Source organism: Pseudomonas sp. FBF18 (assembly GCF_024261405.1).
In the GTDB taxonomy this organism is placed as follows: Bacteria; Pseudomonadota; Gammaproteobacteria; order Pseudomonadales; family Pseudomonadaceae; genus Aquipseudomonas; species Aquipseudomonas palmensis.
Map to the genome: position 1 here is coordinate 1 of NZ_QKRS01000015.1, position 14098 is coordinate 14098.

Here is a 14098-nt window from a genome sequence, read left to right on the forward strand (position 1 = left end):
CCGGGTCGAGCCGCGGGTTCGCGGGCTGCTCGGCCAGCCCGGCCAGGGCGGTGCGCAGCAGGCGTGCATCGGCGCGCCAGCCCTCGACCCGCGCCGCCTGCTCGGGGTGGGCTGCCAGGTACAGTTCCACCTCGCGGCGGCGCGCCGCCTCGAGGCGTTCGTCGACATAGGCGTGCAACTCGTCTTCGGACGGGATCAGCCGGCTCATTTCAACCTCCGCAATGCCGGGGGCGGCGTATTGCCCTCGGCCAGTTCTCGCATTGCCGCACGCGCCCGCGACAGGCGCGACATCACCGTGCCAATGGGCACGTCCAGGGCCTGGGCGGCCTCCTTGTAGCTCAGGCCCTCGACAGTCACCAGCAGCAACAGTGCCCGTTGCTCGGTGGGCAGGCGCGCGAATGCGGCCAGGCCCGACTCGGCGAGCACGATATCCTCGGTGCTGCTGCCCACCGCCTCGTCGCGCCCGAACCACGCCAGCCAGCGGGCATGCCGGCGCTCGCGGCGCTTGGCGTCGATGAACAGCCGGTACAGGATCGCGAACAGCCAGGCGCGCAGGCTGTCATCGCCACGCTGCTGGCCGCGCCGGCTCAGGGCGCGCTCCACCGTGGCCTGCACCAGGTCGTCGGCGCTGCTGGCCTCGCGGGTCAGCCACAAGGCAAAGCGGCGCAGGCGCTGGAGCATGTCGCGCAACTGGTCGTCATCAAGATCGTTCATGGTCGGGGTTCTGGGCGGCTGGCAGTCAGTGTACGAGGCAGACGCTCGCCGCCGAAATTTATTCCCGCCGGCGTGGAATAAAACCTGGTGCGGTGCGTCGTACCGGCTCATTCACTGACCGGATCGCCGCCATGAGCACTCCGTTAAACGGTCGCGCCCGCACCCTGCGCCTGGCCGTCATCGGCCTGGGTATCGCCGCCCTGGGCGCAAGCTTTGCCTACGCTGCCGGCTGGATCGGCCCGCAGCGCCTGACCCCGCAACGCATCATCGACACCTTCGAGGCCCAGGCCGGGCACTACCCCGGCTATCGAAAGAATCACGCCAAGGGCCTGTGCGTGAGCGGCTATTTCGACAGCAGCGGCCAGGCGGCCAGCTGGTCGCGGGCCCGGGTGTTCAGCCAATCCAGAGTGCCGGTGATCGGACGTTTCGCCATCGGCGGCGCCAACCCGTTCAGCGCCGACGCCAGTGTCGCCACCCGCAGCCTGGCGCTGCAGTTCAGCAGCGACGACGGTCAGCGCTGGCGTACCGGCATGAACACCCCGCCAGTGCTGGCCGTCAGCGATGCCGCAGGGTTCTACGAACAGGTGCTGGCCTCGACGCCCGACCCGGCCACCGGCAAGCCGGACCCGGCGGCCCTGCAGGCGTTTTTCGCCAGGCATCCCGAAAGCGCCGCCTTCCGCCAGTGGGCCAGGGACTACAAGCCCTCCGACAGCTTTGCCAGCTCGGCCTTCAACAGCATCAACGCGTTTCGCCTGGTGGATGCGGCGGGCAAGGTGCAATACGTGCGCTGGAGCCTGCAGCCGCACAGCGACTTCGCCCCGTTGCCAGCCCAGGTCGACGACAGGAACTTCCTTCAGCACGACCTGCAGCAACGCCTGGCCAAGGGCCCGCTGCGCTGGACCCTGCGCCTGACCCTGGCCGGCGCCGACGACCCGGTGGACGACCCCGCGCGCCCCTGGCCCGTCACCCGCCAGCAGGTCGATGCCGGCACCCTGGTGATCGACCACGTCGATGCGCCCGAGCAGGGCGAATGCCGTGACCTGAACTTCGACCCGCTGATACTGCCCGACGGCATCCAGGCCTCGGCCGACCCGATCCTGGCCGCCCGCTCGGCCGCCTATGCCGAATCCTTCAACCGGCGCAGCCGCGAAACCGCCCTGGGGGCCCACCCATGAACCTGCACCCGTCCACCCGCTTCCACCCGTTGGCGCGCCTGCTGCACTGGCTGATGGCCGTGTTGATCCTGGCGATGCTGTTTGTCGGCGTGAGCATGGTCGCCGACCTCTCGCCCCGCCACCCCTGGCTGGTCAGCCTGCACAAGGCCATCGGCCTGGCCCTGCTGGTGCTGGTGGTGCTGCGCATCGCCACACGCCTGCGTTACGCCACCCCGCCCCTGCCCAGCGACCTGCCACGCCTGCAGCAGTGGGCCGCCAAGGCTTCGCACCTGCTGCTGTACGGGTTGATGCTGGGCATGCCGCTGATCGGCTGGGGCATGCAATCGGCCGGTGGCTACCCGCTGCCGTGGCAACTGCCGGCCATCGCGCCCCACGACCTGCGCCTGTACGCCCTGCTGCGCGCCCTGCACGGCTGGCTGGCGTACCTGCTGTTTGCCACGGTGCTGGTGCATATCGCCGCCGCACTGGTGCACGGTTTTGTCCGCCGCGATAGCGTGTTGCGCAGCATGTGGCCGGGGCGCTGAGCGCGCCGGCGCAGCAACAGGCAACCTACCTGGCAACGGGCATAACGTTAACACGTTAACTTTTTTCGCTCGCAAGCCTGCAAAGGCTTTCGGGGCAAAAAGATAATATGTTAATTATATGCCCGCACCGCAGCAGCGGCTGCCGCCAGAACAACAACAAAAGGTAGATTGCATGTCGTTTTCCCGCCGTCCCCTGACGGCCAGCGCCGGCCTGTGCGCCGCGCTTGCGCCGTTGCTTGTGCAGGCCGATTTCATCCAGGACAGCAAGGCCAGCCTGGAGGCCCGCAACTTCTATTTCAGCCGCGACTTTCGCCAGCACGCCGCGCCCCAGAGCCAGGCGCGGGAGTGGGCCCAGGGCTTCATCCTGCGCATGGAATCGGGTTACACCGAAGGCACCCTGGGCGTTGGCCTGGATGCGCTGGGCGAGCTGGGCCTGAAGCTCGACTCCAGCAAGGCGCACCGGGGCACCGGCCTGCTGCCGTTCGGCGCCAGCCAGGAGCCGGCGCACGACTACAGCGAACTGGGCCTGACCGCCAAGCTGCGCCTGGGCAAGAGCGTGCTCAAGCTCGGCACCTTGCAGCCCACCTTGCCGGTTGCCTCGATCAACGACGTGCGCCTGCTGCCCTCGACCTACAACGGCAGCCTGCTGACCTCGCAGGACATCGACGGCCTGACCCTGAACGTGGGCCGCCTGGAAAAACAGAACCTGCGCGACTCCTCGAGCAACGACCAGATGAGCTATGCCGGTGTCCAGAGCAGCCACCTGGACCTGGCAGGCGGCACCTACGCACTGCGCCCCAACCTGGCGCTGAGCTACTACTACGCACAGATGCACGACCTCTACCGCCAGCACTACGCCGGGCTGGTGCATGACCTGCCGCTGGCCGAAGGCGTGAGCCTGCGCAGCGACCTGCGCTACTTCGACACCCGCGAACAAGGCAACGCCAACCTGCGTTCCGCTGCGCGGGTGGACGGCGGGCGCATCGACAACCGCTTCTTCAACGGCATGCTGACCCTGGGCGTGGGCGCGCACAAATTCGGCCTGGGCTACCAGAACCTCTCGGGGGACGGCGACTTCGCCTACCCGGGGCTGGACCCGTACTCGGTCAACCTGGTGACGGTGAATGTGTTCACCAAGGCCGAAACCGATGCGTGGCAGGCGCGCTACGACTACAACTTCGCCGCGCTGGGGCTGCCGGGGCTGAGCTTCATGACCCGCTATGTGAATGGCAACCATATCCAGACCGCGACGGTGAGCGGCGGCAAGGAATGGGAGCGCGACACCGACATCGCCTATGTGGTGCAGAGCGGGCCGCTGAAGAACGTGAGCGTGCGATTGCGCAATGCGACGTTCCGTTCCAGTGGCGGGTTGACCAGCGATATCGACGAGAACCGCTTGATCGTGGGGTATACGCTGGCGTTGTGGTAATCGCCAAGGGGCCGCGTGGCGGCCCTTTCGCGGGGGCAAGCCCGCCCACAGCCAAACCGCTGCCTTGCAGGACGGTGCAGACCCCGTGGGAGCGGGCTTGACCCGCGATGCGCCCAGCGCTATTTCACCTGCCCTCTTCCTAACATTCTTGGGAATGCTTATCATCTGCATCCTTTTTCCCCGGAAGTCGCCAGGATGAGCGCCCCCACCTCACCCGCCAACGCCGAAGTCGGCCAGCTCTACCAGCACCATCACCTGTGGTTGCAGCACTGGCTGCGCCGGCGCCTGAGCTGCCCGCAGCGCGCCGCCGACCTGATGCAGGACACCTTCGTGCGCATCCTCGCCTCGTCCGAGTCGCTGGAGCTGGTGCGCCTGCTGCGCGAGCCGCGCAGCTACCTGGCGACCGTGGCGCGGCGGGTGATGATCGACCACTTCCGGCGCCAGAAGCTTGAACAGGCCTACCTCGAGGCCCTGGCCGCCCAGCCGGTGTACGAGGAGATCTCGCTGGAAGAGCGCCTGCTGATTCTCGAGACCCTGCGCGAAGTCGACCGCCTGCTGGCCGGGTGCGGCGCCAAGGCGCGCCAGGCGTTCCTGATGGCCAACTGGCTGGGCATGACCTATGGCGAAATCGCCACGGCGCTGGGCGTTTCGCTCAGTTCGGTGAAGAAGTACATGTACAAGACCACCGAGCGCTGCCTGCTGCTCGCCTTCGACGAGCAGCCATGAGCAACGACCGCGAAGCGCAGCGCCAGGCGCTCAAGGAAGCCGCCCGCTGGCATGTGCAGCGCATGGCCGGCGATGCCAGCCCCGGCCTGGAACGGGCCTGGCGGGCATGGTTGGACAGTGCCCCGCAGAACGGCTGGGCCTGGGCCCGGGTCGAGCAGTTGCATGGGCAACTGGCCAGTGTGCCGGGTGGGCTGGCGTTCGATGCCTTCAAGCGTGCCGAAGCCCAGGGCCTGACCCGCCGCGGCGTGGTCAAGGGGCTGCTGCTGGCGACCGGGCTGGGGCTGGGTGGCTGGGCCAGCTACCGCAGTACTCCGGCGCAGGCGTTGCTGGCGGACGTGCACAGTGGCACGGGTGAAATTCGCAGCGTCACCCTGGCCGACGGTAGCCAGCTGGTGCTCGATACGACGTCGGCGGTGAACATTCGCTTCGACAGCCGGCAACGGCTGATTCAGCTGGTGCGCGGGCGCATCCTGCTTACCAGTGGCAAGGATGTGCAGCAGCGGCCGTTGCGGGTGCAGACCGCGCAGGGCGTGGTGCAGGCGTTGGGCACGCGCTTCAGCGTGGCGCAGCAGGCCGGGCGCAGCGAGGTCGAGGTGTTCGAGCATGCGGTGCGGGTCAGCCCCTTGCTGGGGGAGGCGCAGCGCCTGGAGAGCGGGCAGGCGTGCGGGTTCAGTGATCAGTGGGTGGATAGCCCGCAGCTGGCGTCGGCGGCCCAGGCGGCGTGGAGCCTGGGGCAACTGGTGGTGGAGAACTGGCGGCTGGGTGATCTGCTCGACGAGCTGGGGCGGTACCGGCCGGGGTTGCTGACCTATGCGCCGCAGCTGGCAGAGCAGCGTGTGTCGGGCAACTTCTCGTTGACCGACAGTGATGCAGCGCTGTCGGCGCTGGCGCGCTCGTTCGATTTGCGAATCGAGCGGCATGGTCGGTACTGGGTGCGGGTGATGTAGGCGCCGGCCTTGTCTGGCCGGCTCTTGACCTGCACAGCGCAGTGTTTGATGCAGCAAAAAAAATTCCTCATCCCGCGGTACCTTTTCTCATTCTCATCCGCCTTGTCTGAAACACCCCCTTTCGCGCATCCCTTCTGCATCCGACGAGGCCCCCATGTCACCCCGTTCCCCCCGCCTGCTCCCCGCCCACCTGCTGGCCGCCGCCATGGCCGCCAGCGTGCTGCCAGCCCCCTCGGCGATGGCCGATGAAGTCAGCAGCAGCCGCACGGCCTACAACATTCCCGCCGGTTCGCTGGCCAGCGTGCTCGGTGCCTTCGCCGCCGCCAGCAGCCTCAACCTGTCTTACGACGCCGCCCTCACCCGCGGCAAGCAGAGCCCCGGCCTGCAAGGCCAGTACGCCACCCTCGACGGCCTCAGCCGCATCCTGGCCGGCAGCGGGCTGCAAGCTTTCCCACAAGGCGACGGCAGCTACTCGCTGCGCCCGGCCCCCAGCAGCAACGGCGCCCTGGAACTAGGCGCCACCAATGTCGACGGCACCCGCACCAGCAGCACCGGCGACAGCACCGACAGCTACACCGTGCGCAGCGTCAGCATCGGCAAGGGTCAGCATTCGCTGCGCGAAACCCCGCAGTCGGTCACGGTCATCACGCGCAAGATGATGGACGAACAGAACCTCACCAGCCTCGAACAGGTGATGGAGAAAACCCCCGGCATCACCGTTCACGACTCGCCCATGGGCGGCAAGTACTTCTACTCGCGCGGCTTCATGATCGTCGGCCAGTACCAGTACGACGGCGTACCGCTGGATGTGGGCGGCAACTACGTGCAGGCCAACAGCTTCTCCAGCGACATGGCCTATTACGACCGCGTCGAGATCATGCGCGGCGCCGCCGGCATGATGAAAGGCGCCGGCAGCTCGGCCGGCGGGGTCAACTTCATTCGCAAGCGCGGCCAGGACAAGGCCGCCACCCACGTCACGCTGTCGGCCGGCACCTGGGACAACTACCGCGCCCAGGTCGACACCGGCGGCCCGCTCAACGACGCCGGCACCCTGCGCGGGCGCGCCGTGGTGGCCCAGCAGGACCGCAAGTACTTCTACGACATCGGCGAGCGCGAAGACCAGGTGGTGTACGGCGCACTGGACTACGACCTGAACGAGGACACCACCCTGGGCCTGGGCCTGGCCTACGAAAAGCTCGACGCCAAGCCCTGCTGGCAGGGCCTGCCGCGCTACAGCGACGGCAGCGACCTGAAGCTGTCGCGCTCCACCTGCCTGGGCGCGTCGTGGAACCACTGGGACAGCGAGCGAACCAGCCTGTTCGCCGACCTCACCCACCGTTTCAACGCAGACTGGGCGCTCAAGGTCGCCTCGATGTACACCCACAACGACCAGAACATGCAATACGCCATGGGCGAAGGCACCGTGCCGGTGGGCAGTACCCAGGGCGCCTCGAAGCTGTACTCCGGGCTGTTCGACTACGACCAGGACGACTACGGCTTCGACGCCAACCTGGACGGCCATTTCCAGGCCTGGGGCCTGGAGCACGAGATCATCGTCGGCGCCAACGCCAGCCGCTCCAAGGGCCGCGACCGCTACGAACTGATCAACCTGACCGGGCTGTACGGCGTCACCCAGAACCCGTTCAACCCCAACCCGCACATCCCCAAGCCGGGTGACTCGGTCTACGAGAAGGAGTCCTACCGCGGCGGGCCGATTCCGGTGACCTCCGACACCCGTCAGTTCGGCACCTACGCCACCCTGCGCCTGAAGCTGGCCGAGCCCCTCACCGCCGTGCTCGGCAGCCGCGTCAGCTGGTACCGCAACAGCAGCGACAGCTACACCCAGGCCTGGGACTACTGGCAGCGCAACCGCAGCCAGGAAAACGGCCAGGTGACGCCGTTCGCCGCGTTGATCTACGACCTGGACGACACCTGGTCGGTGTACGCCAGCTACGCCGACATCTTCCAGCCGCAAAGCACCTACACCAAGGCCGACGGCAGCTCGCTCAAGCCCAAGACCGGTGCCAGCTATGAGGTGGGGGTCAAGGCCGAGTGGTACCAGGGTCGCCTCAATGGCGCCTTCAACCTGTTCCGCAACACCGAGCAGGGTCGCGCCGAGGCTGACTACAACACGGTATGCGGCGGGTCGTCCGACGGTTTCTGCTACACCGACAGCGGCAAGGTGCGCGCCCAGGGCTTCGAGGCCGAGCTGAGCGGTGAGCTGATCGAGCGCCTGCAGGTGCTGGCCGGCTACACCTACACCCAGGTCGAATACCTCAAGCGCATCGACGACACCCGCCAGGACGCCACCTTCACCGCCAGCTACGTGCCCAGGCACATGGCGCGGGTGTGGACCAACTACGACCTGGACGGCGCCCTGCAGCGCTGGAGCGTGGGCGGCGGGGTCAGCGCGCAGAGTGCCAACCACTTCGTGGACCGCAACACCAAGATGGTGCAGCCCGGCTACGCCCTGTGGAGCGCCCGCATCGGCTATCGCCTGGATGACAACTGGAGCCTGGCCCTCAACGGCAACAACCTGTTCGACAAGCACTACTACAGCAGCGTCGGCGCCGCTGGCTGGGGCAACTTCTATGGCGAGCCGCGCAACCTGATGGTGACCCTGCAAGGCGACTTCTAACCCACAGCAACAAGGCTGAAGTCAATTAAATGATTATTACTATCGTTTACAGGCTTTAGCCTTGGGGACAGCTGCGGCACAATGGCCGCCCTGCTCCTCTGCCTTGGATAGCCATGAACACCGCCCAGCAACCCCCGCTGCTCAAAACCCCCGCCTTCGACCTGCGTCCGCTGATGGTGGTCAACATGGCCTGCACCATGGCGATGATGGCCTTCGTCGCCCTGATCGGCCCCATCGCCCGGGTGCTGGGCCTGGCAGCCTGGCAGGCGGGGGCGGCGGTCACGGTAGCCGGGGTGGTGTGGATGCTGCTGGCGCGCCCCTGGGGCCGGGCCAGCGACCGCTTCGGTCGACGCCGGGTGCTGCTGGTGGGCACTGCGGGGTTCACCCTGGCCTATTGGGCCCTGTGCCTGTTCATCGATGGCGCGCTGCGCTACCTGCCGGCCTCCTCCCTGGCCTTTGCCGCGCTGGTGATCGGCCGCGGCCTGATCGGTGCGTTCTATGCCGCCCTGCCGGTCGGCTGCGCCGCGCTGATTGCCGACAACATGCAACCGCAACAGCGCGCCCGCGCCATGGCCTCGCTGGGTGCGGCGAACGCCGTGGGCCTGGTGATGGGCCCGGCACTGGCCGCGCTGCTGGCGCGCCACAGCCTGAGCCTGCCGTTCTATGCGATGTCGGTGCTGCCACTGCTGGCATTGCTGGTACTGCAGTTCAAGCTCAAGGGTCAGGAGCTGCACCTGAGGCAACCGCCCCGCCCCGTCAGCCTGACCGACCCGCGCCTGCTTCGCCCGCTCACGGTGGCCTTCGTGGCGATGCTGTGCGTGTCGCTGGCGCAGATCACCGTAGGCTTCTTTGCCCTTGACCGCCTGGGCCTGGCGCCTGCCGATGCCGCCCAGGCGGCGGGCATTGCCCTGACCATGGTGGGTGCGGCGCTGATCTTCTCGCAGGTGCTGGTGAGCAAGCTGCAATGGCCGCCGCTGCGCATGATCCGCGTGGGCGGCTGCATCAGTGCGCTGGGTTTTGCCAGCGGCGCCCTGGCCGACAGCGTGGGCATGCTGTGGGCGTGCTACTTCGTCGCTGCGGCCGGCATGGGCTGGGTGTTCCCGGCGTTCCAGGCGCTGGCGGCGAACGCGGTGGATGCCGGTGAACAGGGCGCGACCGCAGGCTCTGTGGGCGCGGCACAGGCCCTGGGCACGGTGATCGGGCCGCTGGCCGGCACCCTGATCTACGCCCTGGACCCGCGCCTGCCGTACCTGATGGCCGCCTTGCTGCTGCTGTTGATCGCCTTGTGGCCGGTGCCTGCACGCCAGTAGGCGGGTTCGGCGACGGAATGTGTTTTAATGCGTCGCCCATTATTTTTGACATCAAGGCGGCTATGGACACGGGGACACGACTCAAACTGGTACGTGAACGCACCAAGCTCTCGCAACGGGAGCTGGCCAGGCGCAGCGGCCTGACCAACTCGACGATTTCACAGATCGAGCAGAACCGCGTCAGCCCATCGGTGAGCTCGTTGAAAAAGCTGCTGGAAGGCATCCCGATGTCGTTGGCGGAGTTCTTCAGTTTCGACGAACCGCCGCGCGAAGAACGCTTCGTGTTCCGCGCCAACGAGCAGCCCGACCTGGGCAGTGGTGGCTTGCGCATGCTGCTGGTCGGCGCCAGTGTCGAAGGTCGGCAGATGCGCATGCTGCGCGAGCTTTATGCGCCGGGCGCCGACTCCGGCGAAGAGCCGATCGTGCACACCGAGGGCGAGGAATGCGGCCTGGTGACCCGTGGCACCATCGAGTTGCGGGTAGACGGCCAGGTCAGCGTGCTGAACTCCGGCGACGGCTACTACTTCCCCACCACCCTGCCCCACAGCTTCAAGAACATCGGCCAGGACGAAGCCGAGATCATCAGCGCCAACACCCCGGCGAACTTCTGATGAGCATCGCTGCAAGCGGCAAGCTGGCTCGGCCTCGCTTGCCGCTTGCCGCTTGCAACGGCCCTTCTACATCCAGCCCAGCCAGTGCCACCAGGTTGCGGCGAACACCAGCATCAACCCGTACCCCACCAGCGTCACCACGATTCCGACCTTGGCAAACTGCCGCGCGTTGAAGGTTTCGGTACCCAGGCACACCATGTTCTGCGGTGCGTTGATCGGCAGGATGAACCCGTAGCTGACCACAAACCCCAGCACCATGGTCATGCCCAGGCGGCTGAAATCCCCCGGCAAGGTCTGCAGCACCGCGATCAGTATCGGCAGCAGCGCCGAGGTCAGCGCCGTGGCACTGGCAAAGCCCAGGTGGATCACGATCAGAAACGCCGCCAGAATCGAAAACACCCCCAGCGTGCCCAATTGATCCAGCCCGGTATTGGCCACCACCTGCCCGCCCAGCCATTGCCCGGCCTGGGTGGTCAACAGGGTGGTGCCCAGGCTGATGCCGACGCCGAACACGATCACCGTGCCCCACGGAATACGCGCCTGCACATCCTTCCAGGTCATCACCCCGAAGCGCGGCAGCAACAGCAGCACCAACCCGGCGTAGGTGGTCGAGGTGGTGTCGAAGTGATGCAGCTTGCCCTCGGTGGCCCAGGCCAGCAGCAACAGCAGCGACACCCCCAGCAGACGCTTCTGCGCCCCGCTCATCGGCCCCAGCGCCTGCAACTGCTCGGCTACCGCCGCCTTGCCGCCGGGAATGCTGTCGCTCTCGGGGGGCAGCATCCTGAGCACCAGCACGATCAGCACCACCGACATGATCAACGCCCACGGCGCCCCGGCGATCAGCCAGTCGATCCATGACACCCGTGCACCGAGCATCTTGTCCATGAAGCCGACCGTCAGCAGGTTCTGCGCGGCTGCGGTCTGGATGCCGATGTTCCAGATGCTGGTGCCCTGGGCCACGATGATCATGATGCCGGCGGCGATGTTGGAGCGCTTGTTCACACCGAACGCGGCGATCACGCCCATCATGATCGGCACCACGCAGGCACTGCGCGCCGTGGCACTGGGCACCACCAGGCTGAGCAGGATGATCACCACCATCGCCCCCAGCAGAATGCGTCGGGTGCTCACGCCCACACGGTTGAGCGTGACCAGCGCGATGCGCCGGTCCAGCCCGGTGTGGGTCATCGCCGCTGCGATGAACAGGGCCCCCACCACCAGTGCCAATGCCGGGTTGGCAAAGCCCGTCAGGGCCATGCTCACGGCTGCCGACGAGCCGTAGATCACCGACGGGTCGGCAAGGGTCGGTGCGGTGCCCAGCAAAAATGCCAGCAGCGAGGTGATCATGATCGCACTGGCTTCGTACGACACCGCCTCGGTGATCCAGATCACCACCGCAAAGGCCAGGATCGCCAGCACGCGGTGACCGGCCACCGGCAGGTCGGCCGGCAGCGGCAACAGCAGCACGCCGACCAGCGCGACGATGCCCAGCAGCAGGCCCACGGGCAACAGGGGTTGAGCGCCAGGCGCTGCGGGAGGATTGGCGGGGGTACTCATGGGCAGGACTTCTTTGGCAACAAAACAGGCCCCTATCATCCCCAGCGCCTGGCCGGTACGCGCTGACCCGGGTCAATACATGGCCAAGACGCCCTGACCAGAGCGCTTTGTAGGACATTCCAACAGCCTGTGGCGCGGCGACCCGTAAGCTCGAAAAAGACTGACCGGTCATTTGTAGTGAATAAAAAAAATCACTACAAAACCTATTGACGGCATTCGTTGCCCCTTGCATGATGAGGCCGTCTCCCTGATCGGGAGCGCTGGCAAAGGGTGTTCCAGACAGTTCGAGCGGTTTCGGGCTGTCCGTGGAGAGGGACTGTCCAAAAGGCAGAGTGAAGAAAGCCCCTGTTGCGACGCTGCTGTAGCAGCCTTGGTAGATCGCTACATGAAGTAGCGCAGGTTTGAACTCACCAACGACGAATAGGTAATAGGGGGCTTTATGATCAACTTGAACAACCAACCCACCATCGACCAATTGGCTCAGCTGTTCGCTGCCCGCAAGGACAGCCTCGATGACCACCTGCTGTGGGTCAGTGCCACAGGTGACGTGCACATCGACAAGATGCCGCCGCACACTGTCGAAGAGGCGATCGATGCGAAGCGTGAAATGCGCGCCCGTTTCAGGATGTTCCGCCGTGGCAAGGGCTACGTCGGCAAGAAGGCAGCGGCAGACACCGCGTTTGTCGCCAAGGTGCTGGAGACCCTGCAACAGGAATGGCCCGCCATCCGCGAGCGCCAGGACGTGAAGGTGATCGACCGGCTGTGCTGAGCCAGACGAATTGAAAAAGGCGACCTTCGGGTCGCCTTTTTCATGCGTGCCTTTATCGCCTCATCGCGGCTCCGGCTCGCCCCACCGTCTGCGCACATTCCCTGTGCGCCACGACAGGGCGTAACCGCAGGCATCAGGCCTGACGACGAAACCGCGGGTGCTCCATCGGCACGGCGTCGGTGGCCAACGCCCGGGCCCGGTCCACACCGCGCACCAGCGCACGGCTCATGGTTTCACCCGGGCACGAGGGGTAGTACTCCTCGAACAGCGCCTTGCCCCGGCGCCCGTACACCCCCAGGAACATCTGCGTGGCCCCGGTGCGCGACAACCGCACCTGCACGTCGATGCTGGTGCCATCGCTGAGTTCTTCGTCATGGCTGCGGCTGTGCAGCTGAGAGTCGGCCCACGCCCAATAAGTCTCTTCCCTGATGCGCATCGCACTGCTCCTTGTTCGTTCGAACCGACAGTAAGGCATACAACCGCCAAGGGGGCTAGCGACAGCCGTCGCCCCATTGAGCGAGGTCAAGAAAGCCGCATAAAACGGCAGATTCAGCGTACCGGTCGTCTGTTTGCGAAATAGCCTACAACCCGCATGAAAAAGCCCCACACACCGCAGCACAGGCTGGATGGCGGGGCCTCTTCGGCGTCGTGGCTACTTCTTGCGCAGGCCCGGCAGAAACCGGCGGCGCTCGCTGCGCGGTGGCACCGTGGAGCGCACACGTACCGGCGCGTCTTCCAGGGTCATGTTGGCAAACCCCAGCTGGAACGCTGCTTGCCCGCAACGCACCTGGCTGTTGATGGGAAACTCGTCACCATCGTCTTCGAAATACGATTCCTTCATACCCGGCTCCCCTGCTGTGGATCACTACCGGCACGCAGATGAATGCCTAGGAAATAGTGACCTGTTGCTTTCAGAGACTAGCCGGACATTTGAAGACTGCCTGGTCACTTATTGTCGCACCCGACCAGTGGCCTATGGCTACCTGAGTTTGACCGCGGTGCCGGTGACGAACACCACCACCATGCCGCCACGGGCCGACGGCATGCTGATTTCGTAATCCAGGCCGATCACTGCATCGGCCTGCAGGCTGCGGGCGCGCTGGCGGATTTCGTCGGTGGCCTGGATGCGCGCTTCTTTCAGGGCGCTTTCCAGGGTTTGCGAACGGCCGCCGAAAAAGTCGCGAAAGCTGGTGAAGATGTCGCGTACCACGTTGATGCCCTGCACCGATTCGGCGCTGACTACATCCAGGTAGGCCGCGACTTCGCGCCCTTCGACAGTGCCAGTGGTGGTGAGGATCATTGCGTACTCCTGAGCGTTGTCGGGGCATGCCCCGACCAAAAGAACGCGATGGTAACAAACCCGCACTTTCGCCGCCCTACCTCGCTGGCAAGGCTGGCTCCTGTCAGAAGCGCAACCGTGCAGCTGGCCCCGCAGAACGCCGGCTACGGGTATGTGCTGGCGGTGGCCCTGCACGATCAGGGGCAGCGCGAGCCGGCAATGCAACAACTGTGGAGCAGCCTGCAACAACAACCGTTTAACCGTGATGTTCGGCTGGCCTTGATGCATTATCTGCAACAGGCCCGGCAGGTGGACACAGCCAATGCCCTGCTCGAGTCGCTGCGCCAGCTCAACCCCTACGACCCGATGCTGCAACCGCGCCCCGCCAGCGGGAGCTGAGGGCCTGCAAAAAATTTGAT

16 protein-coding genes are annotated in these 14098 nt (G+C 66.0%); 10 read left to right on the forward strand and 6 right to left on the reverse strand.

The window, feature by feature from the left end:
• Both DN387_RS20255 and DN387_RS20260 read right to left on the reverse strand, forming a co-directional pair.
• Positions 1-208: anti-sigma factor (locus DN387_RS20255; protein ID WP_368044654.1), on the reverse strand; the 208-nt coding region annotated here is incomplete at its 3' end.
• The gene (locus tag DN387_RS20260; RefSeq protein WP_054915134.1) at positions 205-714 is read right to left on the reverse strand and encodes a sigma-70 family RNA polymerase sigma factor; all 510 of its coding nucleotides are present in this window, start codon (positions 712-714) and stop codon (positions 205-207) included. The genes DN387_RS20260 and DN387_RS20255, both read right to left, overlap by 4 nt.
• 131 nt (positions 715-845) lie before the next feature.
• Between DN387_RS20260 and DN387_RS20265 the strand changes: the two genes are divergently transcribed.
• The 8 genes from DN387_RS20265 (at position 846) to DN387_RS20300 (ending at position 10074) form a co-directional block, all read left to right on the forward strand.
• Positions 846-1889, forward strand: a complete 1044-nt coding sequence (locus tag DN387_RS20265) for a catalase family peroxidase (RefSeq protein WP_054915135.1) — start codon at positions 846-848, stop codon at positions 1887-1889.
• Positions 1886-2413, forward strand: a complete 528-nt coding sequence (locus DN387_RS20270) for a cytochrome b (RefSeq protein WP_054915136.1) — start codon at positions 1886-1888, stop codon at positions 2411-2413. Before DN387_RS20265 ends, DN387_RS20270 begins: the two co-directional genes overlap by 4 nt.
• A 172-nt stretch (positions 2414-2585) precedes the next feature.
• Entirely contained in the window at positions 2586-3842 is a 1257-nt protein-coding gene (locus DN387_RS20275) for an OprD family porin (protein WP_054915137.1), read from the forward strand.
• A 195-nt stretch (positions 3843-4037) separates the two neighbouring features.
• Positions 4038-4568 carry a sigma-70 family RNA polymerase sigma factor gene (locus tag DN387_RS20280; protein WP_054915138.1) on the forward strand — a complete coding sequence of 177 codons (531 nt, stop codon included), beginning with the start codon at positions 4038-4040 and terminating at the stop codon, positions 4566-4568.
• Positions 4565-5515, forward strand: coding sequence for a FecR domain-containing protein (locus DN387_RS20285; protein WP_054915139.1), 951 nt, complete (start codon positions 4565-4567; stop codon positions 5513-5515). The genes DN387_RS20280 and DN387_RS20285 overlap by 4 nt, the downstream gene beginning before the upstream one ends.
• A 205-nt stretch (positions 5516-5720) precedes the next feature.
• Entirely contained in the window at positions 5721-8153 is a 2433-nt protein-coding gene (locus DN387_RS20290) for a TonB-dependent siderophore receptor (protein WP_254506282.1), read from the forward strand.
• 113 nt (positions 8154-8266) lie between these two features.
• Positions 8267-9463, forward strand: coding sequence for an MFS transporter (locus tag DN387_RS20295; protein WP_054915141.1), 1197 nt, complete (start codon positions 8267-8269; stop codon positions 9461-9463).
• Positions 9464-9525: 62 nt separating this feature from the next.
• Positions 9526-10074, forward strand: coding sequence for a cupin domain-containing protein (locus tag DN387_RS20300; RefSeq protein ID WP_043859772.1), 549 nt, complete (start codon positions 9526-9528; stop codon positions 10072-10074).
• A 66-nt stretch (positions 10075-10140) separates the two neighbouring features.
• On the opposite strand, the gene DN387_RS20305 is transcribed toward DN387_RS20300, so the two are convergent.
• Positions 10141-11631, reverse strand: a complete 1491-nt coding sequence (locus DN387_RS20305) for a DASS family sodium-coupled anion symporter (RefSeq protein WP_054915142.1) — start codon at positions 11629-11631, stop codon at positions 10141-10143.
• A gap of 439 nt (positions 11632-12070) precedes the next feature.
• Here DN387_RS20305 and DN387_RS20310 point away from each other — a divergent pair, with 439 nt between their 5' ends.
• Positions 12071-12400, forward strand: a complete 330-nt coding sequence (locus DN387_RS20310; RefSeq protein ID WP_043859774.1) for a hypothetical protein — start codon at positions 12071-12073, stop codon at positions 12398-12400.
• Positions 12401-12533: 133 nt separating this feature from the next.
• On the opposite strand, the gene DN387_RS20315 is transcribed toward DN387_RS20310, so the two are convergent.
• From DN387_RS20315 to DN387_RS20325, 3 genes are all read right to left on the reverse strand, one after another.
• Entirely contained in the window at positions 12534-12836 is a 303-nt protein-coding gene (locus tag DN387_RS20315) for a hypothetical protein (protein WP_043859775.1), read from the reverse strand.
• 216 nt (positions 12837-13052) lie between these two features.
• Entirely contained in the window at positions 13053-13241 is a 189-nt protein-coding gene (locus DN387_RS20320; protein WP_043859776.1) for a hypothetical protein, read from the reverse strand.
• A 138-nt stretch (positions 13242-13379) separates the two neighbouring features.
• The gene (locus tag DN387_RS20325) at positions 13380-13700 is read right to left on the reverse strand and encodes a YbjQ family protein (RefSeq protein WP_043859777.1); all 321 of its coding nucleotides are present in this window, start codon (positions 13698-13700) and stop codon (positions 13380-13382) included.
• A 117-nt stretch (positions 13701-13817) separates the two neighbouring features.
• Between DN387_RS20325 and DN387_RS20330 the strand changes: the two genes are divergently transcribed.
• Positions 13818-14078 (forward strand): hypothetical protein, encoded by a 261-nt coding sequence (locus DN387_RS20330; RefSeq protein WP_054915143.1) that lies wholly within the window; start codon positions 13818-13820, stop codon positions 14076-14078.
• Positions 14079-14098: the final 20 nt, after the last annotated feature.

Bases quoted from the DNA above. Each gene is read 5' to 3' on its own strand.
- DN387_RS20265 (WP_054915135.1), top strand. From the start codon at position 846: ATGAGCACTCCGTTAAACGGTCGCGCCCGCACCCTGCGCCTGGCCGTC.
- DN387_RS20275 (WP_054915137.1), top strand. From the start codon at position 2,586: ATGTCGTTTTCCCGCCGTCCCCTGACGGCCAGCGCCGGCCTGTGCGCC.
- DN387_RS20260 (WP_054915134.1), bottom strand. From the start codon at position 714: ATGAACGATCTTGATGACGACCAGTTGCGCGACATGCTCCAGCGCCTG.
- DN387_RS20315 (WP_043859775.1), bottom strand. From the start codon at position 12,836: ATGCGCATCAGGGAAGAGACTTATTGGGCGTGGGCCGACTCTCAGCTG.
- DN387_RS20290 (WP_254506282.1), top strand. From the start codon at position 5,721: ATGGCCGCCAGCGTGCTGCCAGCCCCCTCGGCGATGGCCGATGAAGTC.
- DN387_RS20305 (WP_054915142.1), bottom strand. From the start codon at position 11,631: ATGAGTACCCCCGCCAATCCTCCCGCAGCGCCTGGCGCTCAACCCCTG.
- DN387_RS20295 (WP_054915141.1), top strand. From the start codon at position 8,267: ATGAACACCGCCCAGCAACCCCCGCTGCTCAAAACCCCCGCCTTCGAC.
- DN387_RS20320 (WP_043859776.1), bottom strand. From the start codon at position 13,241: ATGAAGGAATCGTATTTCGAAGACGATGGTGACGAGTTTCCCATCAAC.
- DN387_RS20325 (WP_043859777.1), bottom strand. From the start codon at position 13,700: ATGATCCTCACCACCACTGGCACTGTCGAAGGGCGCGAAGTCGCGGCC.
- DN387_RS20310 (WP_043859774.1), top strand. From the start codon at position 12,071: ATGATCAACTTGAACAACCAACCCACCATCGACCAATTGGCTCAGCTG.
- DN387_RS20280 (WP_054915138.1), top strand. From the start codon at position 4,038: ATGAGCGCCCCCACCTCACCCGCCAACGCCGAAGTCGGCCAGCTCTAC.
- DN387_RS20285 (WP_054915139.1), top strand. From the start codon at position 4,565: ATGAGCAACGACCGCGAAGCGCAGCGCCAGGCGCTCAAGGAAGCCGCC.
- DN387_RS20300 (WP_043859772.1), top strand. From the start codon at position 9,526: ATGGACACGGGGACACGACTCAAACTGGTACGTGAACGCACCAAGCTC.
- DN387_RS20270 (WP_054915136.1), top strand. From the start codon at position 1,886: ATGAACCTGCACCCGTCCACCCGCTTCCACCCGTTGGCGCGCCTGCTG.